Origin of the sequence: Arthrobacter sp. YD2 (assembly GCF_030410475.1) — a bacterium.
Classification (GTDB): Bacteria; Actinomycetota; Actinomycetes; order Actinomycetales; family Micrococcaceae; genus Arthrobacter_B; species Arthrobacter_B zhangbolii.
On record NZ_JAUHHB010000001.1, the window covers coordinates 309,217 to 333,803 of the forward strand.

The 24,587-nt window shown below is 66.3% G+C and carries 25 protein-coding genes and 1 tRNA gene; 11 read left to right on the forward strand and 15 right to left on the reverse strand.

Annotated features, from left to right (window positions below; all coding sequences use genetic code 11):
* The first annotated feature begins 35 nt into the window (after positions 1-35).
* Positions 36-626: a DUF1992 domain-containing protein gene (locus tag QWJ37_RS01570; protein ID WP_227903017.1), complete on the forward strand. Its 591-nt coding sequence runs from the start codon at positions 36-38 to the stop codon at positions 624-626.
* 3 nt (positions 627-629) lie between these two features.
* Here the strand turns inward: QWJ37_RS01570 and QWJ37_RS01575 are convergent, their stop codons facing one another.
* The 4 genes from QWJ37_RS01575 to QWJ37_RS01590 form a co-directional block, all read right to left on the reverse strand.
* Positions 630-1,670 carry a hemolysin family protein gene (locus tag QWJ37_RS01575; protein WP_290243564.1) on the reverse strand — a complete coding sequence of 347 codons (1,041 nt, stop codon included), beginning with the start codon at positions 1,668-1,670 and terminating at the stop codon, positions 630-632.
* Complete coding sequence (locus QWJ37_RS01580) at positions 1,663-3,024, reverse strand: hemolysin family protein (protein WP_227903015.1); 1,362 nt, start codon at positions 3,022-3,024, stop codon at positions 1,663-1,665. Before QWJ37_RS01580 ends, QWJ37_RS01575 begins: the two co-directional genes overlap by 8 nt.
* Positions 3,025-3,576: 552 nt before the next feature.
* Entirely contained in the window at positions 3,577-4,089 is a 513-nt protein-coding gene (locus tag QWJ37_RS01585; RefSeq protein WP_290243567.1) for a CarD family transcriptional regulator, read from the reverse strand.
* Positions 4,090-4,370: 281 nt separating this feature from the next.
* Positions 4,371-4,949, reverse strand: coding sequence for a TetR/AcrR family transcriptional regulator (locus QWJ37_RS01590; protein ID WP_290243569.1), 579 nt, complete (start codon positions 4,947-4,949; stop codon positions 4,371-4,373).
* Between the two features lie 50 nt (positions 4,950-4,999).
* On the opposite strand from QWJ37_RS01590, the gene QWJ37_RS01595 reads away from it, so the two are divergent.
* Complete coding sequence (locus QWJ37_RS01595; RefSeq protein ID WP_290243571.1) at positions 5,000-6,163, forward strand: MFS transporter; 1,164 nt, start codon at positions 5,000-5,002, stop codon at positions 6,161-6,163.
* On the opposite strand, the gene QWJ37_RS01600 is transcribed toward QWJ37_RS01595, so the two are convergent.
* Complete coding sequence (locus QWJ37_RS01600) at positions 6,160-6,999, reverse strand: formate/nitrite transporter family protein (protein ID WP_290243573.1); 840 nt, start codon at positions 6,997-6,999, stop codon at positions 6,160-6,162. The genes QWJ37_RS01595 and QWJ37_RS01600 overlap by 4 nt on opposite strands.
* Positions 7,000-7,109: 110 nt before the next feature.
* Positions 7,110-7,637 (reverse strand): GNAT family N-acetyltransferase, encoded by a 528-nt coding sequence (locus QWJ37_RS01605; RefSeq protein ID WP_227903010.1) that lies wholly within the window; start codon positions 7,635-7,637, stop codon positions 7,110-7,112.
* 132 nt (positions 7,638-7,769) lie between these two features.
* On the opposite strand from QWJ37_RS01605, the gene QWJ37_RS01610 reads away from it, so the two are divergent.
* From QWJ37_RS01610 to QWJ37_RS01620, 3 genes are all read left to right on the forward strand, one after another.
* Positions 7,770-8,585: a DUF1295 domain-containing protein gene (locus tag QWJ37_RS01610; protein ID WP_227928228.1), complete on the forward strand. Its 816-nt coding sequence runs from the start codon at positions 7,770-7,772 to the stop codon at positions 8,583-8,585.
* Positions 8,586-8,682: 97 nt separating this feature from the next.
* Positions 8,683-9,417 (forward strand): glucose 1-dehydrogenase, encoded by a 735-nt coding sequence (locus QWJ37_RS01615; protein ID WP_227903008.1) that lies wholly within the window; start codon positions 8,683-8,685, stop codon positions 9,415-9,417.
* Between the two features lie 99 nt (positions 9,418-9,516).
* Positions 9,517-10,218: a TetR/AcrR family transcriptional regulator gene (locus tag QWJ37_RS01620; protein WP_290243578.1), complete on the forward strand. Its 702-nt coding sequence runs from the start codon at positions 9,517-9,519 to the stop codon at positions 10,216-10,218.
* On the opposite strand, the gene QWJ37_RS01625 is transcribed toward QWJ37_RS01620, so the two are convergent.
* From QWJ37_RS01625 to QWJ37_RS01650, 6 genes are all read right to left on the reverse strand, one after another.
* On the reverse strand, positions 10,215-11,372 hold the full coding sequence (locus QWJ37_RS01625) for an alpha-hydroxy-acid oxidizing protein (protein ID WP_290243580.1): 1,158 nt from the start codon (positions 11,370-11,372) through the stop codon (positions 10,215-10,217). The genes QWJ37_RS01620 and QWJ37_RS01625 overlap by 4 nt on opposite strands.
* Before the next feature lie 59 nt (positions 11,373-11,431).
* A complete protein-coding gene (locus QWJ37_RS01630; protein ID WP_290243582.1) occupies positions 11,432-12,079 on the reverse strand; it encodes a GNAT family protein in 648 nt (215 codons plus the stop codon).
* Positions 12,080-12,130: 51 nt separating this feature from the next.
* On the reverse strand, positions 12,131-14,215 hold the full coding sequence (locus QWJ37_RS01635) for a xanthine dehydrogenase family protein molybdopterin-binding subunit (RefSeq protein WP_290243585.1): 2,085 nt from the start codon (positions 14,213-14,215) through the stop codon (positions 12,131-12,133).
* A complete protein-coding gene (locus QWJ37_RS01640) occupies positions 14,212-15,291 on the reverse strand; it encodes a xanthine dehydrogenase family protein subunit M (protein ID WP_290243587.1) in 1,080 nt (359 codons plus the stop codon). The genes QWJ37_RS01635 and QWJ37_RS01640 overlap by 4 nt, the downstream gene beginning before the upstream one ends.
* Complete coding sequence (locus QWJ37_RS01645) at positions 15,288-15,908, reverse strand: 2Fe-2S iron-sulfur cluster-binding protein (protein ID WP_227903002.1); 621 nt, start codon at positions 15,906-15,908, stop codon at positions 15,288-15,290. The genes QWJ37_RS01640 and QWJ37_RS01645 overlap by 4 nt, the downstream gene beginning before the upstream one ends.
* Before the next feature lie 154 nt (positions 15,909-16,062).
* Positions 16,063-16,139 (reverse strand) — tRNA-Met (locus tag QWJ37_RS01650).
* 92 nt (positions 16,140-16,231) lie between these two features.
* Between QWJ37_RS01650 and QWJ37_RS01655 the strand changes: the two genes are divergently transcribed.
* Positions 16,232-17,113, forward strand: coding sequence for a metal-dependent hydrolase (locus QWJ37_RS01655; protein ID WP_290243591.1), 882 nt, complete (start codon positions 16,232-16,234; stop codon positions 17,111-17,113).
* Positions 17,114-17,116: 3 nt separating this feature from the next.
* On the opposite strand, the gene QWJ37_RS01660 is transcribed toward QWJ37_RS01655, so the two are convergent.
* Positions 17,117-17,590: a VOC family protein gene (locus tag QWJ37_RS01660; RefSeq protein ID WP_227903000.1), complete on the reverse strand. Its 474-nt coding sequence runs from the start codon at positions 17,588-17,590 to the stop codon at positions 17,117-17,119.
* Positions 17,591-17,957: 367 nt separating this feature from the next.
* Between QWJ37_RS01660 and soxR the strand changes: the two genes are divergently transcribed.
* A complete protein-coding gene (soxR, locus tag QWJ37_RS01665) occupies positions 17,958-18,446 on the forward strand; it encodes a redox-sensitive transcriptional activator SoxR (protein WP_227902999.1) in 489 nt (162 codons plus the stop codon).
* Positions 18,447-18,574: 128 nt separating this feature from the next.
* Positions 18,575-19,060, forward strand: a complete 486-nt coding sequence (locus tag QWJ37_RS01670) for a nucleoside deaminase (protein ID WP_290243594.1) — start codon at positions 18,575-18,577, stop codon at positions 19,058-19,060.
* Between the two features lie 20 nt (positions 19,061-19,080).
* Here QWJ37_RS01670 and QWJ37_RS01675 read toward each other — a convergent pair whose 3' ends face one another.
* Positions 19,081-19,515: a GNAT family N-acetyltransferase gene (locus QWJ37_RS01675; protein WP_227902998.1), complete on the reverse strand. Its 435-nt coding sequence runs from the start codon at positions 19,513-19,515 to the stop codon at positions 19,081-19,083.
* A 255-nt stretch (positions 19,516-19,770) separates the two neighbouring features.
* On the opposite strand from QWJ37_RS01675, the gene rlmN reads away from it, so the two are divergent.
* Entirely contained in the window at positions 19,771-21,015 is a 1,245-nt protein-coding gene (rlmN, locus tag QWJ37_RS01680; protein WP_227902997.1) for a 23S rRNA (adenine(2503)-C(2))-methyltransferase RlmN, read from the forward strand.
* 150 nt (positions 21,016-21,165) lie between these two features.
* Here the strand turns inward: rlmN and purB are convergent, their stop codons facing one another.
* Positions 21,166-22,587, reverse strand: a complete 1,422-nt coding sequence (purB, locus tag QWJ37_RS01685) for an adenylosuccinate lyase (protein ID WP_227928243.1) — start codon at positions 22,585-22,587, stop codon at positions 21,166-21,168.
* Positions 22,588-22,845: 258 nt separating this feature from the next.
* Between purB and QWJ37_RS01690 the strand changes: the two genes are divergently transcribed.
* Together QWJ37_RS01690 and QWJ37_RS01695 are read left to right on the forward strand one after the other, a co-directional pair.
* Positions 22,846-23,097, forward strand: a complete 252-nt coding sequence (locus QWJ37_RS01690) for a hypothetical protein (protein WP_290243601.1) — start codon at positions 22,846-22,848, stop codon at positions 23,095-23,097.
* Positions 23,081-24,526, forward strand: a complete 1,446-nt coding sequence (locus QWJ37_RS01695; protein ID WP_227928247.1) for a hypothetical protein — start codon at positions 23,081-23,083, stop codon at positions 24,524-24,526. The genes QWJ37_RS01690 and QWJ37_RS01695 overlap by 17 nt, the downstream gene beginning before the upstream one ends.
* Positions 24,527-24,587: the final 61 nt, after the last annotated feature.

The window sequence follows — 24,587 nt, forward strand, 5'->3', positions numbered from 1 at the left end:
ATGCGAAAGCAAGGCAGGTAAGGCGGTGGCCGGGCATGGACGGCAGGGGAGTGGAGCAGTATCGGCGCCGGATGGAACGGGCAGCCCGGCTCAGGGCGGCCGCGGCCGGCGGGGAACTCGACGCTGAAGATGCCAGGGCCGTGGCGGCGGAGGAAGAGCTGCAGCACAAGCGCCGCCAGTTCGACGACGCCGCGCGGGCGGATTACCTTGTCCGTGACGCGATGGCCCGCGGCGAGTTCGACAACCTGAAGTATGCCGGCAAACCCATCCCCGGACTGGGTGACGCCCATGATCCGGACTGGTGGATCAAGGGCCTGCTCCAGCGGGAAAACGTCACCGGCCTGGGTCCCAGGGCCATCCTGTTGCGTACCGAGGACGCGGAACTGGATGCCAGATTGGACACCCGGTGGAGCGAGAGGCAGGTGCGGGAAATCCTCGAGGACTTCAATGCCCGGGTGATCGACGCCCGGCGCCAGCTTGAGGGCGGCCCTCCGGTCATCACCCCCACCCGGGACGTGGAACTGGAGCTGCAGCGCTGGCGGGAACGGAAAGCGGCGGCGCAAAGCACAGCCGCCGCCGCCCCGGAAGAGGAGCGGCGGCGGCCATGGTGGAGACGGAAGCGCTAGGCCCTAGACGGTAGTGGCGTCCTGGACTTCGCCCACCAGCTCCTCGATGATGTCCTCGAGGAACAGCACGCCGGTGGTATTGCCTTCGGCATCGAAGACCCGCGCCACGTGGGCGCCGGTGCGGCGCATGGTGGCCAGTGCATCCTCCAGTTCGCTTTCGCGGTAGGCCGAGGCCAGGCGGCGGATGCGCTTGGCCGGCACGGATGCGGTGAACTCATCCGGGGAAGTCAGATCCATAACGTCCTTCAGGTGCAGGTAACCGTCGGGATCCCCGGCCTCGTTGGTCAGGATGTACCGCGAGTAGCCATGGATATCCACGGCCTGCTGCAGGTCCGCCGGCGAGGCGGTTTCCGGCAACAGCACCATCCGGGCAATGGGAACCTCGACGTCGGCCACTCTCTTCTCGGTGAATTCGAAAGCGGCCGTCAGTGTTCCGCTGCGGTCGGTCAGTACACCCTCACGGGTGGACTGCTCAACAATGGTGGCCACTTCGTCCAGGGTGTACGCGCTGGTCGCCTCATCCTTGGGTTCCACCTTGAACAGGCGCAGTACGCCGTTCGCTATCCCGTTCAGGGACCAGATCACCGGACGGACAATACGGGAAACCAGCACCAAGGGCGGCGCGAGCAGCAGGGCGGCGCGGGTGGGCACCGAGAAGGAAATATTCTTCGGCACCATTTCGCCCACCACCACGTGCAGGAAGGTCACCAGCAGCAGCGCCACGATAAAGGCAATAACACCAATGGCGTCCGGAGACAGCGGCGTCAGTGCCAGTGGTATCTCGAGCAGGTGGTGGATGGCCGGCTCCGAGACATTCAGGATGACCAGCGAGCAGACAGTGATACCCAGCTGGGCCGTGGCCAGCATCAGCGTGGCGTGTTCCATGGCCCACAGTGTGGTTTTCGCAGCCTTGCTCCCGGCTTCCGCCTTCGGCTCAATCTGTGACCGCCGGGCCGAGATGACCGCGAATTCAGCGCCGACAAAAAACGCGTTGACCGCCAGCAGCACTACGAGCCAGATGATTCCGGGCAGGTATTCACTCATGGGTCAGTTCCTTGGTCAGAGAGTCAACAATGCGGTCATGGGCGCTCTTCGGAGCTTCCGAGGTGCCGGAAGGTGTGAACCGGAGGCGTTCAATGTGGTTGCGGACCACACGCTCCACCCGGAGCGTGCCGCCGTTGATCTCCACCTCGTCGCCCAGTTCCGGAATGCGGTCCAGCTCGTCGGTGACAAACCCGGCAATGGTGTCATATTCCTCGCCGTCCGGAACGGTTACGCCCGTGCGGTCCAGGAGTTCGTCGGGCCGCAGTGCGGCGTCGAAGGTGATGGCGCGGCCTGTGCGGACCACACCCACCCGGGCGCGGTCATGCTCGTCCTCCAGCTCGCCCACAATCTCTTCCACGAGGTCTTCGAGGGTGACGATGCCCGCTGTGCCGCCGTGCTCGTCGGAGACAATGGCCACCTGCAGGCCCTGGGCGCGCAGCAGTCCCAGCAGGGTATCCACGCCCATGGACTCGGGCACGTGCAGCGGTTCAACCATCAGCTCGGCAGCGGTTACTGAGCCGCGGGAGGCCAAAGGCACTGCAAAGGCCTGCTTGACGTGCAGGACACCCAGGATGTCATCGGAATCCCGGCCGATCACAGGGAACCGGGAATAGCCGGTGGAGGTGGCCAGGGCCACCACCTGTTCGGAAGTATCCGCCTCATGGACGGTCTTCATCCGCACACGGGGCGTCATAACGTCTGCGGCCGAATGGTCAGCGAACCGCAGGGTGCGGTTCAGGAGGACCGCGTGGTCCAGATCCAGCAGGCCTTCCAGTGCGGAGCGGCGTACGAGGGAACTGAGTTCCTCTGCGCTGCGGGCACCGGAAAGCTCTTCCTTGGGCTCAATGCCGAAGGACCGGATGATCGCGTTGGCCGTGTTGTTGAACAGCAGAATGACGGGTTTGAACACGGTGGTGAACACCGACTGGAAGGGAACCACCAGTTTGGCGGTGGCCAGGGGGAGGGCCAGGGCAAAGTTCTTCGGAACCAGTTCACCGATGATCATGGAGAAGATGGTTGCCAGGAAGATGCCGATCACCGCGCCGACGCCCGGCACTACTGCCTCGGGAACGCCCAGGGCGGTAAGCGGGGAACTCAGCATTGAGCTGATCGCGGGTTCAAAGGTGTAGCCGGTCAGCAGCGTGGTTAGCGTAATGCCGAGCTGGGCACTGGAAAGATGCGTGGACGTGATCTTCAGTGCGTTGATCGTGGGGTTCAGCCGCTTCTCACCACGGTCACGCCGGGCTTCAAGCTCCGTGCGGTCCAGGTTGACGAGTGAAAACTCGGAGGCGACGAACAGTCCGGTGCCGACGGTGAGGAGCAAGCCTACGCCGACCATGAGCCATTCATACATGGGGCTGCCCCTCTCTCGTGATAGCCGGTGCAGCCGGAGTAAACACGGACTGCACGTCGGTCAGGACGGGGAGGGGCAAGGGTTTATGTGAGGGAGGGTCATCCATAGTCCAAGAGATAATACATGATCTCCCTGAAGTGGATTCCAAGGATTCTCCCAGCCTGAAACGGCCGGCCTGTTGCCCGGACGGATTAGCGTCTGCCGTGCCCATAGGTGGGTTCACGGTTAGTGGACCCGGCGACCCGGTGCTGCCGCACCAGGCAGAACGGATCATACATTTCAATGCCCAGCCGGCCCGTTCCGGGCACAGGCTGGTAAAAGCAGGTGCAGGGGAAGTTCACGGGCGCCTTTCCGGGCCCAGGCATCAAGGCCCTCGAAGTTCTCTTTGATCCGTTGGACGGTGCCTGCCCCGGGGGCGGGAACCGTCCTATATACCGTGATACAACGCAGGGCTGCCCGGTTTCAAAACGGTGCACCGGGGCCGAAACGGGCCTGCCGGGACCCCCGGATTCCCTGCGCCGCTGCGGTCCGGCAGGGAACCCGGCGGCGGGGTCAGCTGCTGGCCAGCTCCGGTTCCCCGGCAGCCTCCATAAGGACCGAGTCCAGGAGTTCACCTGCCTCTTCCGCCGTGGCCTGGCGGGCCAGGGCAAGTTCGGAAACCAGCAGCTGCCGGGCTTTGAGGAGCATCCGTTTTTCGCCGGTGGACAGCGGATGGGTCCGTTCGCGGGACCACAGGTCGCGGACAACTTCGGCAATCAGGTGGAGCTCGCCGGTGCTCATCTTGCCCTCATTGGCTTTGAACCTGCGGGACCAGTTGTCCGGTTCGAGGCCGGCCGGGCCGCGCAGCACGGAGAACACGGCCTGAACGCCGTCGTCGTTAATGACGCTGCGCACCCCCACGTCCTCGGCGTTGTCCGCGGGGAGCTTGATGGTCAGCTCCGTGGCGTGCACGCGGAAGGTAAGGGTTTCCCGTTCAACCCCCTTGATGGTCATGGGGGAGATATCTGTGACTGTGACGGCGCCGTGGTGCGGATATACCAGGGTCTGGCCGACGGTGAAATTCAAAATGACGTCCCTCTGTTCAGGTAGGCATGCTTCGGAAGCGGGGCTCCCAAAGACCGCACTGACCTGCACCGGCCGCTCACACACGGCCGTGGCAGCTTGGACCGCGGGCAATAGAGAAGGAGTCAAGTCCCAGGCGCGGGGTGTGTGGATAGTGCCTGGCGCCGGTACTAACCGCCGCCAGCGGTTCCGCAGTCCCACGCTGTGCCGTCAGCATATCCTCCCGGGGCAAGTGCTCCCGGCTCCGCCACGGCGTGCGGTCCGTGGACGGGGCCGGAGAGTCCCTATGCTTCGGCCCGCAGGAGCGCCCGGGCCGCTGCACGGGCGCTGACAATCGGGTCCGCCGGCAGGCCGCGCAGCAGGCTGGCCAGAACGCCGTTGTAGATCAGCAGCAGGGCTGAGGCAGTGGCAGCAGGCTGCCGGCAGCCAGCCGCCCGGGCCAGTTCCCCGAGCCGTTCACTGACCAGCCGGCTGTCCGTCTCCAGCAGTGCCTGCACCGGGTCGGATGCCCCCACGGCCGGGATGGGACGCTCGGATGCGGTGGCAAGGAAGCAACACCACTGGGTGGGACCGGATGCCGCGCGGAAGGTCTCAACCGCATCGAAAACCGCCAGCAGGCGGTCGGCGGGCGACGGGGCAGCGGCTATGGCGGCATCCCAGTGTCCCGTCCAGTCGCTGAGCCTGCGCGCGAGGACTTCGCGGAGGAGGTTGTCCTTGGACTTGAAGTGTTTATAGAGGGTCACCACCGAGACGCCGGCGTCGGCCGCCACGGAGTCCACCCCCGAAACGGCAATGCCGTTCTGGAAAAACAGCTTTTCCGCCGAGTCGAGCAGTCGGGTTTGGGTGTCCTGCGGGGATGCCATGCCTATAGTGTAACGTTCGTTACAGTGAAACGATCGTTAAGCAGGTGCCCATGAGCCAGACACGCCTCAGCTCCGCCGCAGGCCCGGGGATCGCTGTTGCCGGCATGCTGCTCATCGCCGCCACGTACGGGATGGCCCGGTTTGGGGTGGGTCTGTTTGCCCCCGCGCTGGCGGCCGTCCGTCCGGAGCTGGTCGGTGCCCTGGGTTGGGGCGCAGCGGCGCAGTTCACGTCCTATTCCCTGGCGGCGTTTGCCGCCGCCCGGCTCGTGGATCGGCACCCGCGTACCGGACTGCTGCTGGCCGGGGCCACGGCAACGGCTGGCTGTATCGGGGTGGCCGTGGCAACAGAACCGCTGATGTTCGTGCTGGCCGTCCTGATCGGTGGCATGGGCGGCGGCTTTGCCTCCCCGGCCCTGGTGCCGGTCATTGACGCGGTGACGGACCCGGGATCCGCGGGCACGGCACAGTCCGTTGCCAATGCCGGGACCGCGGTGGGAGTCATCGGAGCCGGCGGCATAGCCTTCGCGGCGCCCTCGGTCGGTTTCGCCTGGCTGCTCATGGCGTTGATCTGTGCCGCGGCCGCAGCTGCTGCCTGGTACCCCGTCCGCCATCCGGCCGCACTCTCCGGCGCCCGTCGCCCAGCCGCCCGGTCCCCGGATGCTGCTTCCTGGAAGCTTCTGGGTATTCCCAGTGCTGCTGCGGTGGTTGTCGGTGCCGGCTCCGCCCTTGCGTGGACCTTCGGTCCGCTGCTGGTCAGCCAGGGTGGAGCGGTGGCCGGGGGGCAAGTGGGGTGGCTCTGGATCGTGCTCGGGGCCGGCGGCCTGTTTGGCACGCTGACCGGGAAGCTGGTCAACCGCATTGGCCTCCGGGCGGGATGGGTCCTCTGTGCCGGGTCTCTGGCCGTGGCGACAGCCGCCGTCGGATTATCCGCCGTAACGGGCAACCCCTGGGCCGCCTATGCCGGGCTGGCCGTCTTCGGCGCCGGATACATGGGAATGTCGGCCGTGCTCATCCTATGGGCACGGTCCGTCTGGCCGCACCATGCCGGGGCGGGCACTTCCATGCTCTTTATTGCCCTGGCTACCGGGCAGGCTGCCGGATCGGCGGGCTTCGGCGTGGCACTGGACCTCTGGGGTCCGGCGCTCCCGGCGGCTCTGGCTGCCGCCCTGTGTGCCGCCGGCGGCCTGGCCGGCCTGGCCCGTCGGAGTCCCTAGGCATCCTTGCGGGCGGCGTCCGGGTCATCAGGTGCCTCCCTGCGCCGCTGGGCCACCAGTTCCTTGGTGCGCAGCAGACGCAGCGCCGTCACCAGGACCAGGCCGCCGATCATGTTGAACAGCAGGGTGTAGCCGAACCACCCCAGCCATTGCAGGTAACTGATCCCGGCGCCGGACTGGATGGCGCCGAACACGAGCAGGGAATCCAGGATTGAGTGGAACAGTTGCAGGCCGGCGAGGAGGAACCCGCCGATTACCGTAGCCACGATCTTGGCCGGGTCAGAGGTGGTGCCCTGCTGCATACGGCTCATGAGGGTGATGGTGCTGCCGCCCAGAATGGCCAGGGCAACAGTCTGGAGGGAAAACGGCGCGTCGGTGAAGTGCCGTGCCGATTCCGCCACCGTTGGCTCCCATTGCGGAAACGCCTGCATGACAATCCACATAAAGACCCAGCCGCCAGCAAGGTTGGCCACCAGGGTTCCGCCCCACAGTTTGCCCAACTGCCTAACGCTGCCTTCTTTGGCGGCAACTGCGGCAACGGGCATAAGGAAGTTCTCGGTGAAGAGCTCACTGTGGGCAAGGAACAGGGCGATCAACCCGACGCTGAAGGCAATGCCGGCCAGCAGGTGGTCGCCCGTTTCATGCATAACCGCCAAGTAGGCCATCACACCGAGTCCCACTTCGAGGCCGCCGAAAAAGCCGGTGATCAGAATGGTGCGAACCGTCCGGTGCAGCCGTTCCCCGCCTTCGGTGATCGTATTCTCAAATGATTCGTGAAGTTCGTCTTCAACGGGTGCATCGGACTGGCCGATTTCCCTGCGGCGTTCCTCGCTCATGGCGTCCCCTTCGGCGCTGCTTGATGGTGTGACAAGTAACCATAAGAACCATAAGCCTGCTGACCATCAGGGGTGGGCAGGCTGCCATCCTGCCGCAGGGAAACGCCCGGTTAGGGCAACTCGATCCAGTACCGCCGGGCACCTTCCCGTGAGTCCTCATACACGCCGCCGTTTTTCTCGATGATCGTCCGGGAGCCGGTGTTGTCCTCGGCGCAGGTGACGAGCACCCGCTCGATTCCCAGCCCGCGGGCAACCGGCAGGGCATCATGCAGGGCACGGACGGCGTGTCCCTGCCGGCGGGCCGAGGGCCGCACGCTGTAACCGATGTGCCCGCCCTGTTCGAACAGGAAGTCGTTCAGGGTGTGCCGGATGGCCAGGGACCCAAGGAATTCATCCTCTTCGGCCAGCCAAAGATATGTGCAGGGCACAAACTCAGGCGGTCGGGGCGTCTCCGGCAGCCGCTCCGCCACCAGCCCGTCGACAAAACCGGGGAAATCCGCGGCTATTTCCGTACGAATCCGCTTGAGAGGGTTCCCGCCGTACACGCCGGAACCGTCCATGTGCTCGCCGCCGAACTCTTCGGCGGCGGCAAGCCAGCTTTCACGGAAACGGGCATGCGGGGTGATCAGGGTGGCCATCCGGACATACTATGCCTGCGTAGGCGACGGGCCCTTTATTTGCCGGGCTGTGTGGCACGGGGTCTGCCCGTGTGTCCCGGCTTCGGGCCGAAGGGCTCCCGCTTGGAAACAGGCGTCCGTATCCTGACAAGAATGGACCCGGTTCGCACCTGCTTCTGGATTTTCCTTGCCACTGCCGCCGGAACGTGGGTTTTTTCGCTCCTGACGCGGGAGTACTCATGGACCGACCGGATCTGGTCAGTGACCCCGGTGGTTTATCTCTGGGTCTTTGCCGCCGCGTCCGGGGGTGAGCCGCGGATAGTGCTGATGGCGGTCCTTGTGTCGCTGTGGGGTGCCCGGCTGACGTTCAATTTCGCCCGGAAGGGCGGGTACCGGCCAGGCGGGGAGGATTACCGGTGGGGGATACTGCAGCAGCGGCTGCGGCCCTGGCAGTTCCAGCTCTTCAACCTCGGGTTCATTAGCGTGTACCAGAACGCCATTATCTGGCTGATCACCCTGCCGGTGCTTACCGTGTACCAACACCCGGGCCCGCTGACCCCGGGGGACTGGCTGCTGGCGGTACTGTTCCTTGCGGCCCTGGCCGGAGAGACGCTGGCGGACCAGGAGCAGTGGAACTTTCAACAGTGGAAAAAGGCCCAGCGCGCTGCCGGGCGAACCCCGGCGCCGGGGTTTGTCCACACGGGGCTGTTCCGGTTCTCGCGGCATCCGAACTTTTTCTTCGAGCAGGTCCAGTGGTGGCTCTTCTACGGGTTTGCCATCACGGCATCCGGCGCGTGGCTGCACTGGACCTTGGCCGGACCGGTGCTCCTGACGCTGTTGTTTATCGGTTCCACTGTTTTTACCGAGAGCATCTCCCGGAGCAGGTATCCGGATTACCGCCGGTATGAACAGCACACCTCCCCGATCATTCCGCTGCCGCCGCGCCGGCAGCAGGAGCAGCCCCTCTGATAAATGTTCGCCGCGTCACATTTCCGTGTTTTCGGAATGCCGAGTTCTTCTACATGTGTTGAATAGGGCAGGATGTAATCACAACGAAGGGAACGTAATGGGACGCGTGAGCGGCAAAGTGGCACTGATCAGCGGAGGTGCACGAGGCATGGGTGCCTCGCATGCCCGCCTGCTGGTCGAAGAAGGTGCCATGGTCGTTATTGGCGACATTCTCGACGACGACGGCCGGCAGACCGCCGCGGAGCTGGGCGACAACGCCCGCTACGTCCACCTGGATGTGACCAAGGCAGAAGACTGGGAAGCTGCGGTGCGGACCGCCGTCACCGAATTCGGCGGCCTGGACGTGCTGGTCAACAATGCGGGCATCGCGAACTTCGGGCACATCGAGGATTACAGCGTTGAGCAGTGGAATGCGATTGTAAACATCAACCTCAACGGCGTCTTCCTGGGTATCAAGTCAGCGATTCCGGCACTGAAGGAATCCAAGGGCGGCTCGATCATCAACATCTCCTCCACCGCCGGCCTGCAGGGCTTCGTGGAACTGCCGGGCTACACCGCCACCAAGTACGCGGTGCGCGGCCTGAGCAAGTCCGTGGCCCTGGATCTGGGCAAGTACGGCATCCGCGTGAACTCGGTGCACCCGGGCGTCATCAAGACGCCGATGACCGAGGGCATGGAGAACCCCATGAACCACGTCGCCCTGCACCGCATGGGTGAGGCGGAGGAAGTGTCCCGGATGGTCCTCTTCCTCGCGAGCGACGATTCCAGCTTCTCCACCGGAGCCGAGTTCGTTGTTGACGGCGGCGAAACCGCAGGCCTGGCCAACCACTAAGGCCCCTGCGCATACAAGCTTGCGGCGTCCCCCTGCGCCGCGGCATGAAAGGACTCCGCTTCGGCGGGGTCCTTTCGTGTATCTGCGAAGATTAGGTTTATGTCTGCACCGGAAGAGCCCAAGCCGCCCCGGCGCCCCTCTCCGGAGGAACCCCGGACTGCCCGGACCCGGGAAGCCCTCGAAGCAGGACTATGGGAGCTCCTGCGTGAGCATGAACTGGCGGAAATCAGCGTCTCCGCGCTCTGCAAAGTGGCCGGAGTGCACCGGACCACCTTCTACGGGCATCACCGGAACATTTTCGACTTCGCAGCCTCCGTCTACGCCGGACTCGTGGACCGGCTGGGCACCGTGGACCTGGACCAGCGGGGGACCGGCCGCACCGTCGCCGAAATCGGCGAACTCTACGTTGAATCCATCCGGCAGATCCTGCAGCACACCAAGGACGAACAGCGGGTGTACCGGGCCCTGTTCCACACCGAAGCGTTCCTCGGCGTCCTGGTCGAAAACCTGCGGATGCGCTTTGTGCTGGCCATGGACGTGTGGCAGGCACACGGAGTGCTTCCGGACCTTGATCCGGAGGCTACCGCCGGGTACCTGGGCGGCGCTTACGCGTCCTGGTTCGAGCAGTGGGTCATCAGTGACGACGACGACGTCGAAGCCTGGCTCGGTTCGCTGCGGAACCTTCTTCCCGTTTGGTGGCCAAGGGAAGGTTTTCCGCCCGCACCCCAACCGGTCCCCGGGCGCGGATCCCGCGCGGCGGGGGCCCGAAGCACGGAAGCCCTAGAGCCCGAACAGTCTTAGAGCCGGTGCAGGGCTCCCCGCAGCGAGGCCAGATCCGGATAGCCGTTGACCGCCATGGTCAGGTCCGCCTCGGCAAGCAGGCTGCGCATCACATGGGACACCCCGGCCTGCCCGCCCACGGCCAGCCCGTACACGTAGGGCCGTCCGATCCCCACCGCGGTGGCCCCGAGAGCCAGTGCCCGCAGCGCGTCCACGCCGGAACGCACCCCTGAATCGAAAAGCACCGGCGCGCCGTCGGCCGCCTCCACCACGCCGGGCAGGCAATCGATGGCGGGAATCCCGCCGTTGGCCTGCCGGCCGCCGTGGTTGGAGCAGTAGATCCCGTCCATCCCGCCGTCCAGGGCGCGCCGGGTGTCTTCGGGGGAGCAGATGCCCTTGAGCAGGATGGGCAGGCTGGTCAGGGACCGGAACCAGGCCAGGTCCTCCCAGGTCATGGTGGGATTCCCGAACAGTGAGGCCCAGAGCATCACCACGGCCGCCGGGTCGGTGGAGCCCTGCTCGGCCAGCAGCTTCCGGAAACGGTCATCGGTCAGGTAATTAGCCAGGCATTGCCCGGAGAGCATGGGCAGGTAGGCGGCGCTGAGGTCCCGAGGGCGCCAGCCGTTCACCCAGGTATCCAGGGTGATGACTATGCCCGTGTAGCCGGCCGCTTCGGCGCGGTGCACCAGGGATTCCGTCAGTTCACGGTCCGCCGGCGGGTAGAGCTGGAAAAACCCGGGCGTTCCGCCGGCCGCTGCGCGGACCTGCTCCAACGGGGCGGAGGCCAGCGTGGACGCCACCATGGGTACGCCCAGCTCGGACGACGACGCCGCGGTGGCCAGGTCGCCGTCGTCCGCCACTGCGCCCAGCACGCCCACGGGGGCGAAGAAGAGGGGCGACGGCATCCGGTGGCCAAACAGGTCGATTCCCAGATCGCGCTGTGCCGCACCGACCAGCATTCTCGGCATGATGCCCAACCGGTCAAAGGCAGCGACATTGGCCCGCTGGGTGTGTTCGTTGCCGGCGCCGCCGGCCACGTACCCCAGGACCCGGGGGTCCATCACGGTTTGCGCCAACTCCTCCGTGGCGGCAAAGCCCATCGGCAGTTCAGGGACCACGCCTTGGGCTCCGTTCATGTAGATGCCCAGCTGGTAATCCCCGAAGTTCGCGCCCATGTTGGTCCCCGTTCCTTCCTGTTCCCGGCGCCGTCGCCGGGATACCTGTGGGCGAAATGCTACTCCCGGGTCATCTTCGCTGCGCCGCGACCCGCTGGGGCCGCGACCCCCTCCACCCTGTGTTCGAGGAGTGCCCGGACCTGCGGCCACTCCTCCGAGAGGACCGAGTACACCGCTGTGTCCCGCCAGCTGCCGTCCGCCCGGCGCCTGTCCCGGCGGCGGATGCCCTCAAAAACCGCGCCGATGCCGAGGATCGCGGCCCGGGACCGCTCGTTGCGGGAATCCGCCTGGATGGTGATCCGGCCGATCCCGGAGGCGAACGCATGGCCCAGCAGCAGGAGCTTGGTCTCTGCGTTCACGGCGGTACCCCAGACCGAGGGGGCATACGCAGTCCAGCCCAGCTGGGCCGATTCGGTTCCCGGGTCCAGATCCGCCAGGCTGCTGGTGCCTACCACAGGACCGGCGTCCTCCCCGGTCAGCAGGCGGACCGCAAACGGTAGTTCGTTCCACCGGTAGTACGTCCGCGCCCACTCGGTGAACCCGAAAAGGTCCTCCCGGAGCCCCGCGGGTCCGCCAGCGTAGCCGCCCGCAAATACCTCGGGGACGGCGATGGCCCGGTGCAGTTCCGGCAGCAGGTCAGCGGTGAGCGGTTCAAGCCGGACCCACCGGCCGGTCAGGACGGCGGGAAGAGGGCGCACGGCGGTCATGGCGCCAGTTTTGCACATCCGGAACCGTCCGCCCCGTGCTGGAACGCTTCGTTACGCCAGGAACTTGTCCGGGGTCAGTGGCAGGTCCCGCACCCGGATACCCGAGGCGTTGTAGGCAGCATTGGCAATGGCTGCGGCACTGCCCACAATTCCGATTTCCCCGATGCCGCGGGCGCCCAGCGGCCCCGCGTGCTCGTCCCGGTCCTCAATCCACACGGCATCCATGTCCAGCACATCCGCACTGGTGGGGACATGGTATTCGGCCAGATCATGGTTGACGAAGATCCCGAACCGCGGATCCAGGACACTCTGCTCGTGCAGGGCCATGCCCAGGCCCATGGTCATTCCGCCAAGGAACTGGGAACGGGCGGTCCGCGGGTTGATGATCCGCCCTGCGGAAAAGACCCCGAGCATCCGGGCCACCCGGATCTCCCCGGTATCGGCAGAGATATGCACCTCGGCGAAGTGTGCACCGAAGGAGTAGAGGGCGAAGTTCTGCGCTTCGGCGTCTTCGGGTGCGTCCGCTTCGGTGGTGGCGCCGGGGGAGGGGTGTTCACCGTGGTCGGCCCGGAAGGCTTTGGCTGCAGCAATGATGGTGCCACCCCAGCTGGCCGTGCCGGAGGACCCGCCGGCCACGCTGGCCGCGGGGAACCGGGTATCGCCGATGCCGAGCCGGATCCGGTTCGCCGGAACCCGTAGCGCATCGGCGGCGATCTGCGTCAGGGACGCCCACGCACCGGTGCCAATGTCCGCGGCACCGATCTGCACTGAGTAGATCCCGTCCTGTTCATAACTGATCCGCGCCGTATTGGCGGGCTGGCGCATAAAGGGATACACGGCGCTGGCCGTGCCCAGGCCTACCAGCCAGCCGTCCTGCTGCACCGAGCGCGGCCGGGTGACCCGCCGGTCCCAGCCGAACCGTTCGGCGCCCAAATCGAAGCACTCCATCAGGTGCCGGCTGGACCAGGGTTTGCCGGTCTCCGGATCTGCCGCCGGTTCGTTCCGGCGGCGCAGTTCGATGGGGTCCAGCCCGGCAGCGGCGGCCAGTTCATCCATGGCCACCTCGGGACCGAACATGCCCGGGCACTCACCCGGCGCCCGCATCCAGGACGGCACCGGAATATCCAGAGGAGCCAGCCGGGTGGTGGTGCTCCGGTTGGGGGAGGCGTACATCATCCGGAACGGCGCGGGCGTCTGTTCGGCGAACTCCTTGATGCGGGAGGTGTGTTCCACAATGTCCAGGGACATGGCGGTCAGCCGGCCGTCGTCGGCGGCGCCCAGCCGGATGCGCTGGATGGTGGGGGTGCGGTGGCTGGTGAGGCTGTACATCTGCTGGCGGCTGACCGGGAACTTCACCGGCCGCCCGTCGGTGCACTGTGCGGCGAGGGCCGCCATCACCACGTGTACGTGCGGCATGCCCTTGGAGCCGAACCCGCCGCCCACGTGCGGGGCTATCACCCGCACCTGCTCCTGCTCCAGTCCGAGCACCTGGGCCAGGGTGCCCTTGACGGCGTGCACACCCTGGGTGGAGTCCCACAGGGTCAGCACGGAGCCGTCCCACTGCGCCACGGTGGCATGGGGTTCCAGCGGATTGTTGTGCTCGGCGGGGGTGGAATAGGTCTGTTCGATCTTCAGTGCGGCAGTATCGAAGGCCGCGTCCGCGTTCCCCTGGCTGCTGTCCGTAGGGGTGCCGGCATTCAGCTCCTCCGGGGCGTAGAGGGCGGGATCATCGGCACGGAGCTGGGCGGCAAAAGGTTCCTCCGCATAGCTCACCCGGACCGTATCCGCTGCCTGCCGGGCAATCTCCGGCGTCTCGGCCAGGACGGCTGCCACGATCTGCCCGCGGTAGCCCACCGTGGTGTCCTGCAGCACGGCCAGTTCCCGGTCCGAGGCATCCGCCAGCCGCGGCACGGTTTCCGCGGTCAGGACGGTCAGGACACCCTCGATGGCTTCAGCGTCGGCGGTGTCCACGCGTTCCACGGTCCCGCGGGCAATGGTGGAGAGCATCGGATACAGGTAAACGGGGTGGTCCACCGGCTGCTCATACGCGTACGGAGCGGTTCCGGTGACCTTGAGTTCGCCGTCGAGCCGTTCGAATGCGGTGCCGATAGCCGAAGCAGGCAGCAGGTTGCTCATGAGTCCAGTTCCTCCCAGCCGGCATCCGCGGGTCCGTCCGGACCCTCGGGGTGATCTGTTCCTTCGGCGCTCGCGTCCGGCGACGGCGAGCCGGTGAGGTCACGGAGGACCGCCACCAGCGTGTTGCGGACCATGGGGATCTTGAAGCCGTTTTCCCTCAGGGCCCGGGCGGAGAGCAGCTCGGCGTCGGCGGCGGCGCGGAAGTTCTCCTCGGTGGCGGGGGCGCCGCGCAGTACCGCTTCGGCCTGCAGTGCGCGCCAGGGTTTGTGCGCCACCCCGCTCAGGGCAATGCGTACGTCCCGGATCACCGGGGGATTAGCGCCGTCGTCCTCCAGCTCCACGGCTGCCGCTACGGAAACCAGCGCAAAGGCATAGGACGCACGGTCCCGGACCTTGCGGTAGGCGGATCGGGCCGGCGCCGGGGGGAGTTCGACGGCGGTGATGAGTTCGCCGTGCTCAAGCACGGTGTCACGTTGCGGCTCGCTGCCGGGCAGCCGGTGGAAGTCACTGACCGGGATGATCCGTTCCCCAGCCGGGCCCAGCACCACTACGGAGGCGTCCAGGGCAGCGAGGGCGACGGCCATGTCCGATGGATGGGTGGCCACGCAGTCCTCGGAGGCGCCGAGGATCGCGTGGTAGCGGGTGTACCCGTCCAGGGCGGAGCAGCCGGTACCGGGTTCGCGTTTGTTGCAGGGCGTGGTGGGGTTTTGGAAGTACACGCAGCGGGTGCGCTGGAGCAGGTTTCCGCCCGTGGTGGCGAGGTTGCGCAGCTGTCCGGATGCTCCGGCGAGCAGCGCCTGGGACAGCGCAGGGTAGCGGCGGCGGATGAACGTGTTGGCGGCCAGATCGGCGTTGCGGACGTTGGTTCCGATCCGCACCCGGCCGTCATCTTCGACCTCGACGGCGTCCAGCGGTAGCCGGCTGATATCAACGAGCATGGCGGGTTTAGCCACCCCGAGCTTCATCCGGTCCACCAGGTTGGTGCCCCCGGCCAGATAAGCGGCGTCCGGATTGCCGGAAACCAGTGCAACAGCCGACGCCGCGTTCTCGGCCCGCCGGTAATCAAAGGGGATCATGGGCGTTCCTCCGGGTGCGACGGCATGGATTCCGCTGTGGGCGAGTCCTCGACTTCCGGTTCCTCCGGATCAGCCGCACCGCCGCGCCGGGCTGCTGCTGCGACGGCGGCCTGACGCACTGCGGCCACAATGTTGGCGTACGCCCCGCAGCGGCACAGGTTTCCGCTCATGCGCTCGCGGATTTCCGCATCCGTCAGGTCGATTCCGCCCTCCGCTTGCAGATCGCCGGTGGCGGCCGAAGGGTGCCCGGCGGCGGCTTCCTCAATGATTCCGGCCGCGGAACAGACCTGGCCCGGGGTGCAGTAGCCGCACTGGAAACCGTCCTGTTCCAGGAAAGCGCGCTGGACCGGGTGCAGTTCCCCGTCCGCCGTGCCGCCCGCCAGTCCCTCCGCCGTGACAATCTCCGCGCCGTCGTGCGCCACCGCCAGCGTCAGACAGGAATTCGCACGCCGGCCGTCCAGGAGTACCGTGCAGGCGCCGCACTGGCCGTGGTCGCAACCCTTCTTGGGGCTGGTCACGCCCAGCCGGTCCCGCAGGGCGTCCAGGACGGTGGTGCGGGTGTCGACGGTGAGGGTGCGCTGGGCCCCGTCCACCTGCAGGGATATTCGGGCTTCCATGAATCAGGCCACCTCTCCATTGCCGGTTGGTCCTCGCAACTTATCGGAGGAGGCATGGAGGAAACAACTAAGCAGGCTGTCATCGGGCGTTGCCGGCAGGGTGTGAGCGCACAAAAAATCCCGATCCGGTGATCCGGATCGGGATTCTTCTACGTGGTTGCGGGGGCAAGATTTGAACTTGCGACCTCTGGGTTATGAGCCCAGCGAGCTACCGAACTGCTCCACCCCGCGGCGTGATTACGACTTTACCGCAGATCTTCCCCACAGCGTAATCCCGTGGCCCCCGTCACAGTTCCATGCTCCGGTTTCGGTAGGGTGGGCGGATGAGCCTGCCTACCGTCGATACCACTGTTACCTACCCCGCAGGTGCCGTTGCCGGCACCGGAACTGTCCTTTACACGCAGACGCTTCCGGACGGACGCCTGGCGGTACTGACCGACAGCACCCCGGTGCATCCGGTGGACGCGGGATGGCCGGACCAGGGGGCGGACCGGGCCACGCTGACCACGGCGGACGGCACCGAAGTGCCCGTGGAAGACTGCGTTGTCGGCGCTACGGACGGCAGCTCGCTTTTCCTGGGCCGGGACATCCCGGTCCGAAAAGGCACAGAGGGGTGGGTCTTTACCGTGGTCCACGTCCTGCCCGCCGGGACCGTCCCGGCCGAGGGCTCCGAGGTGCGGTTCCAGGTGGATAACGGCTACCGGGCAGCCCTTTCCGCCGGGCACACTGCCTGCCACCTGGCATCCCTGGCGCTGAACAAGGCGCTGGCCGAGGCCTGGAAAAAGGACGTTCAGGCCGACGCCGCCGGCAATCCCAATTTTGATGCGCTGGCCATCGAGACGTCCACCATTTCCGAATTCGGTTCCCGGGACCTCTACCGGCTGGGTAAGTCCCTGCGCCGCAAGGGGTTCCTGCCGGATGCCCTGCTGGCCTCACCTGAGGTCGTGGAGGAGGCTGTGAACCGGACCCTGGCCGGCTGGGTGGCCTCCGGCGCCGCGGTCCGTATTGAGCGGGACTCGGAACTGCTGACCGGGATGCGCCGGTGGGTCTGCGACCTGCCCGACGGCACTGTCAGCATTCCCTGTGGCGGCACCCATTCGGATTCCCTGGCCCGGTTCTCCGGCATCCAGGTCCGGCTGAGCCTCAAAACCGCCGACGGGGCTGCTGAAATGGTGATGGAAACCTCGGGTACTCCTGCCGGGTAAGCGTCAGAGTGCCTGGTTCTGCTCCTGCACGGTGGCGTTGGAGGATACCTCGAATGTCCGTTCCGGCTCCTCGACGCTGGCCGGGTCCATCCACATAAATTCCCAGACGTGACCGTCCGGGTCGGTGGCGGAACCGCTGTACATGCCGGGCATGCGTTCTTCGGCAGGAGCGTAAACAGCGCCGCCGCCCGTCTGGCAGGCAGCCAATATCCGGTCCACCTCGTCACGGCTCTCGCAGCTTATGCAGTTCAGGACTTCCTTGCCGGAGGACCCCAGATGCGGGGTGTCGCCCTGGGGCAGGAACCCCTGGTAAAAGTCCTGCTGCAGGAGCATCACCACAATGCTGTCGGAGATAACCATCGCAGCGGCGTCATCATTGCTGAACTGCGGATCCTTGGTGAAGCCAAGGCCCAGGTAGAACCTTTCGGCCGCTTTCAGGTCCGCAACCGGAAGATTCGGGAAGATCATGCGTTCCATGGCTGGTCCTTTCAAAGACGGATGGTTTTTACGTTCCCACCGCGGCGGGCCGGTGACAATGGGTAGCCGGAAGCGCTTCTCAGCGGGGCGGAAAGAACAGGTGTGCGGTCTCCGGGAGCATTGATGCCAGGGTATTTCCGGCGTTTGGGGAAGAATGCCGGGGCGCACCTGCGCTCCCCGCCGCCCCGGTAAGGTTCCAGCGGTTTTCCAGTGTTTCCCGTGCTGCCTGCCTGCGGAACATGTGCGGTCCTTTCCTCCGGGCGCCCGGATGGCAGCCCCTGCACTGAGCAAACGTGCTCAAGTGCGCTGGAGGTCAAATACGCGTCACAGTCACCGGCCGCGACGTGCGCGCTGCGACACTGAACTAGTGACTGAACCTGCCCAACCGCGCAACCTGCTCGCCATTGGTGAGGTAGCCGAACGTGCCGGCATCTCCGTGCCGGCCGTCCGCTATTACGAGGAGCGCGGACTCATCCGGTCCCAGCGCTCAAGCGCCAACCAGCGCCGCTTTCCTCGCCATGTCCTGCGCCGGCTGGCCGTTATCTCCGCCGGACAACGGATGGGCCTTTCGCTCCGGGAAGTGGGGGATGCCCTCGCCGTGCTGCCTGCGGACCGGGCGCCCACCCGGGCCGAATGGTCGGCCATGAGCGCAGACTGGTCCGCCATGGTGGCGGGAAGGATCCGCGGGTTGCAGGCACTGCAGCAGTCCCTGGACAGCTGCATCGGCTGCGGCTGCCTGTCACTGGACCGGTGCGGGATCTTCAACGCCGGGGATGAGGCCGCTGCTGAAGGCCCCGGCTCGCGGTGGGAACGCCGCGCACGGGAAATCTCCGCAGCCGGCAATGTCCCTTCGTGACGTGGCCCATATTCGTTGTGGCCGGAAAAACTGCTAACCTCGCTGCTGCGAAGGCGGGCCGGAAATGCACCGGTCATCTACCTGGCACACCTGCAACAACACTGCATCGGGAACCAAGGGAGAAGCCAATGAGCACCTCGGATATGGACAGCACCTACCTGGCCCAGGCCATTCGCCTCGCCACCGAAAACGTCGCGGCAGACGGCGGCCCGTTCGGCGCCGTCGTTGTCACTGCCGAGGGCGCCGCCTTCGAGGGCGTGAACCGGGTGACGGCCAACAACGATCCCACTGCGCACGCCGAAGTGACGGCAATCCGCAACGCCTGCGCCGCCCTGGGTACTTTCGACCTCACCGGCGCCGTCCTGTACACCAGCTGCGAACCGTGCCCCATGTGCCTGGCCTCCTCACTCTGGGCGCGGGTGGACCGGGTGGTGTTCGCCGCCGACCGGCACGACGCCGCCAGTGCGGGGTTCGACGACGCCGTGTTCTATGAGTACTTCGAAACCCCGCTGGAAGAGCGGTCCATGCAGGTCACCCAGCTTTCCGTGGACGGCACCCCGAGCATGGCGCCGTTTGATGCCTGGACCTCGGCCGCCAACCGCACCGACTATTAGGCTGCCCCACGGCACCCGTCCTACAGCGGCAGGGCAGCGCCGATGGTTTTTGAATAGCAGGTGGAGCCGGCGGCAGTGATGTACGGGCCGAAGTTGGGCACCACCTTGTAGCCGCCGTTCTCATAGAACCGGTGCCCGTCCGGTTGGGCGGAGCCTGCCTCCGCGGTCAGGACGGCGAAACCCATCTGCCGTGCCCTTGCCTCCAACGCCGCAAGGATGGCCGTGGCCACCCCTGACCCGCGGGCATAGGGGAGCACATAGACCCGTTTGATCTCCGCCGTCGAGGTATCCAGCCGGCGCAGGCCGCCGCAGCCCAGCGGCTGTCCGTTGCTGCGCTCGTAGGCGATCAGAAACACGGCGGATTCCGCAGCCTGCGGCGGATGCGGGTCGTGATGTACGGTCCCGTAGCGGGCATCCAGTTCAGCCTGCTGTGCCTCACGCAGATCCGCGCCCACGGGGTTGCTCCACGGGACTTCACGGATGATCAGGTGCGGGGTTGAGTACGGACGGAATCCGGAAACTCCGGAAACTCCGGAAACTCCGGAAACTCCGGAAACTCCGGAAAAAGGTCGCAAATCCGACATGCTGCCTCCAGTGGCCGGGGAGTGTGCCTCCACGCTACGGGCGGCGGGTTTCCGCGGTGTTTCAGCGGTGTGGCAGCGGCGCAAAAGGAATGTTCCGGACGTGCGAACCGTGCGAGAATAGTGGCGATGTCAACCCTCGATACTCCCCCCGCCAAAAAGCCGCGTACCGCCCGCACGCTTCCGTCTGCCACCGCACCGCAGGTCCGCCCTGCCACGGAGGGGTGGGAGCAGGCCAAGGAGCCGGACGGCCGCCCGCTGCTGCAGTTCAAGTCTCCGCGCGTATCCCAGCCGCCGGTCCACCTGGCCGATATGACGCTGGCCGAACGCCAGGAGAAGGTCAAGTCCCTGGGCCTGCCCGCCTTCCGCGCCAAGCAGCTCTCCGTGCATTATTTCCAGCACTACACCACGGACCCCGAGGCCATGAGCGACCTGCCCAAGGAACGCCGTGCCGAGCTTGCCGCCGAGATGTTCCCCACACTGCTCACCGAGGTCAAGCGCCTGACCACGGATAACGGCGACACCATCAAGTTCCTCTGGCGCCTCTTTGACGGCTCCCTGGTGGAGTCCGTGCTGATGCGCTACCCCGGCCGGATCACGCTGTGCGTTTCCAGTCAGTGCGGCTGCGGCATGAACTGCCCGTTCTGTGCCACCGGCCAGGCCGGCCTGACCCGGAACATGTCCGCCGCGGAAATCCTGGACCAGATTGTCCAGGCCAACCGCGTCATCAAGGAAGGCGGCCTCGGCGGCAAGCGGCGCGACGGCGGCCACGACGCCGAGCGCGTCACCAACATCGTGTTTATGGGCATGGGTGAGCCGCTGGCCAACTACAAGCGCGTGATGAATGCCGTGCACCGGATGGCCGCCGACGTCCCCGAAGGCCTCGGCATGAGTGCCCGCAACATCACCGTTTCCACGGTGGGACTGGTGCCGGCCATCAAGAAGCTGGCCGAGGAAAACATCCCGGTGACCTTCGCCCTGAGCCTGCACGCCCCGGATGACGAGCTGCGCGACGAGCTGATTCCGGTCAACAGCCGCTGGAAGGTGGACGAGGCGCTGGACGCTGCGTACAACTACTACCGGGTCACCGGACGGCGTGTGTCCATCGAATATGCCCTGATCAAGGACATGAATGACCACGCCTGGCGTGCGGACCTGCTGGCCAAGAAGCTGAACTCCCGCGGCCGCGGCTGGGTGCACGTCAACCCGATCCCGCTGAACCCCACGCCCGGTTCCATCTGGACCTCCCCGGAACCGGAGGTCATCCAGGAGTTCATCAACCACCTGATCGACGCCGGTGTGCCCACTACGGTCCGTGACACCCGCGGCAAGGAAATCGACGGTGCCTGCGGCCAGCTGGCCGCCGCCGACTAGTTTTCCCACCACAAACGACGACGGCGGGAGGCCGGGCTGTGTGCCCGCCTCCCGCCGTCGTCGTTTATGGGTGCCGGTCCGGTGCCGGCAGCCGGGGGTGCCGGGAGGACTGCTCCCGGCACCGCCGACTCACCGGCAGGGATGCTGCGGCTACTTCAGGTGGTCCACCAGTTCGTCCGCGATGCCCGTGTACCTGCCGGGCGTGAGCGCCTGGAGGCGTGCTTCCGCTTCGGTCGGCAGGCCGAGCCCGGCGATGAACTCCTGCATCCGTGCGGCGTCTACGCGGTGGCCGCGGGTGAGGTCCTTGAGCCGCTCGTAGGGGTTTTCCATGCCGGGGGTGCCGGCGACGGCCTCGGCGCGCATCACCATCTGGATGGCTTCGCCAAGAACCTCCCAGTTGGTGTCCAGATCCGCGGCCAGCACGGACTCGGCCACATCCAGGCGTTCAAGGCCCTTGGCCACGTTGGAGATGGCGAGCAGTGAATGGCCGACGGCAACGCCGATGTTGCGCTGGGAGGAGGAGTCGGTGAGGTCCCGCTGCCACCGGGAGGTCACCAGGGTGGAGGCGAGCGTGTCCAGCAGGCCGTTGGAAATCTCCAGGTTTGCTTCGGCGTTCTCGAACCGGATCGGATTGACCTTGTGCGGCATGGTGGAGGAGCCGGTGGCACCTTCGACGGGAACCTGCGCGAAGTAGCCAATGGAGATGTAACTCCACACATCGGTGCAGAAGTTGTGCAGAATCCGGTTGAAGCGGGCCATATCGGCGTAAAGCTCCGCCTGCCAGTCGTGGGATTCAATCTGCGTAGTGAGCGGGTTCCAGGTCAGGCCCAGTCCCTCGACGAAACTGCGGGCCACCTGCTGCCAGTCCGCCTGCGGCACAGCCGCGTAGTGTGCTGCATAGGTGCCGGTGGCCCCGTTGATCTTGCCCAGGAATTCGGTGTTGCGGATGTGGCGCAGCTGGCGGGAGAGGCGGTGAACGGTGACCGCCAGTTCCTTGCCCAGCGTGGTGGGCGTGGCAGGCTGGCCGTGGGTGCGGGAGAGCATGGGAACGTGGCGGGTTTCCTCCGCCATGGCAGCGATCCGGTTCACGAGGTCCTGTGCTGCCGGGAGCCACACGTTCTCCACGGCGCCCTTGATGCCCAGCGCGTAGGAGAGGTTGTTAACGTCTTCCGAGGTGCAGCCGAAGTGGACCAGGGCCTTCAGGTCCTCGATCCCGATGGCGGCCAGCCGGTCGGCGATGTAGTACTCCACGGCCTTCACATCATGCACCGTGCGCTTTTCAATCTCGCCGAGTTCAGCAACGGAGTTTCCGTCAAAGCTGCTGACGATCTCCCGGAGCTGGTGCTGCTGCTGTTCACTCAGGGGCTTGGTGCCGGGCAGGACCGAGTTGGAGGTCAGGTGGATCAGCCACTCCACCTCCACGTGGGTCCGGTCCCGGTTCAGGGCGGCTTCGGAGAGGTAATCCACCAGCGGGGCGGTGGCGCTGCGGTAGCGGCCGTCCAGGGGGCCCAGCGCGATGGCGGGGGTCACGGAGGCGAGGGAGACACGGGGAGCAGATGCGGATTCGGCCATGCGGCAATTCTTTCATGCCGCCGCCTGCCGCCGCGTGTGTGACTCTCCTGCTGGGTCACTGCCCCTCCACAGTGCGGTTCCCCACAGCGGGCGGAACTATCCGTCCACCAAGCTTTAACGCGCTGACCGTGCCCGGCCCGCCCTGAACTACGTTGACAGGGACAGAGAGCCGCGGTTGACGGCCGGCTGGAACGGAGATCTGGCCTTACGGCCTCACCTGCGTAGATTTGGACAAACGACATTCCTAGGGAGGAATCCGTGGATCAATTGCTGACCGCTGCGCGCGCTGAGCAGATGGAACGCTCGCTTCTTGCGTTGGCCGCGGAAATTGACGAAATCGAGGCGGAGGTCGCCAGTGCGGCAAATGTCCAGTGGGAGTCTCCGGCCGCCGATGCCTTCCGGCACGGTCTTATCGCAGCGATAGCGGACCTCCCGCCTGCCGTCCGCCACCTGCATGCCGCGGTAGGGGAATTGCGGGCGATTCCGCTTATTTGTGCTGCAGGAAGCTGACATCGTGGGAGCCTTGGGCGCGGCCGACACGGCAGGGGACAAGCCCGTCTACATTGTGGCCGGCGGGGCCGCGGGTCTCCTGGTGCAGTACGAGGACCTTGTCCGGATTGCCGGCCGGATGGAGCTGGCTGCGGAGCGCCTCCACAGCCTGCGGGAACAGGCCGCGGAGCTTTGGCAGGAGCCCGGCGTCGGAACCAGCCTCCCGGCGGACCGGATCAGGGTGCACCTGGCCGGCGCGGTTGGCAATCTCGCGCTCTGTGCCGCCGCGCTGGACCGGCTGGTAGACGGTGTTCGGGAAAGCGCGCGGCAGTACGCTGCAACCGAAGGTCGGATCCAGTTGATGCTGCCCTCCCTCGGCCCCCTTCCGCTGGCCCCCTGGATCATTCCCGGGCCCAGGGCCGGCGGGTTTCCCACTCTGCCGCAGACCGAGTCCGCTTTGGCCTCTCCGGCGGATGAGCGGGCCATGGCAGCGGCCATGTGGGTGGTTCGGAAAATGGGGTTCGGGAAACCGCGCCCGGTGACGGTCACGGCCCTGCCGGGCAAACCCGAGCTGGTGCAGGTGGAGGGAACGGCACGCTCCATCCTGTCCCGTTCCGAGGTGCTGAAACGTGAGAACCGTGAGGGGGTGGTGGAGATCCTGCGCATAGACGAGGCAGGGAAGAGCATTTTTGTGGTCACTATCCCCGGCACCCAGGACGGCGCAAACGGATCCAACCCCTTCGGATTCACCGGAAACGGAGAATCGCGGCTGGAGGAAAGCCGCTACGTCGCCGCAGGGGTAGCGGAGGCGCTGCGCCAGGCGGAAGCGGAGGCCGGGGACTCCGTCATCTTGTCCGGTTACAGTCAGGGCGGTGACCATGCCGCCAACGTTGCGGCGGAACTGGGCAGGGACAGTGAATACGACGTGGATTTCCTGCTGACCGCCGGCAGCCCCACGGGTGCAACCGACCTGCCTCCCGGCCTGCCGGCACTGCATCTGGAGCATGTCCAGGATTGGGTGCCTGGTATCGACAGCATCGCGAATCCGGACACTGCGGACCGGGTGACCCTGACCCGGCTTGACCCGGTGACCACGCCCGCCGGAGAGGATGTGGGCCTCGGCCCGGGGCACCGGCTGGACCACTACCAGCAGGCTGCGGCGATGGCCGATGCCAGTGACGATGCCTCCCTGCGGACGGTACTGGGTTCCCTCGGCGCGGCCATTGGTACGGCAACGGTCGCCACCCGGCACCTGTACCGGTTCAGCCGGGAACCGCTGACGCAGGTGCCGCTGCGCCACGCCGGGCCGTCAATGCCTGTAGCTAAAGCGGGGCCCTCGCTGCCCGTGGCTCCCGGATTCCGTCCGGTGGCCGGAGCAGGGGCTCCGGTGGTTCCGGACGTGGAACCCAGCGCCCGCCGGGCCGTTTGCACCGACCCGCTGCCCCGCTGACGGCAGCCCCGGACCGCTGACAGCGGAGTGCCTCGTAAACAGCGGGCTGCCCCTGCCATAG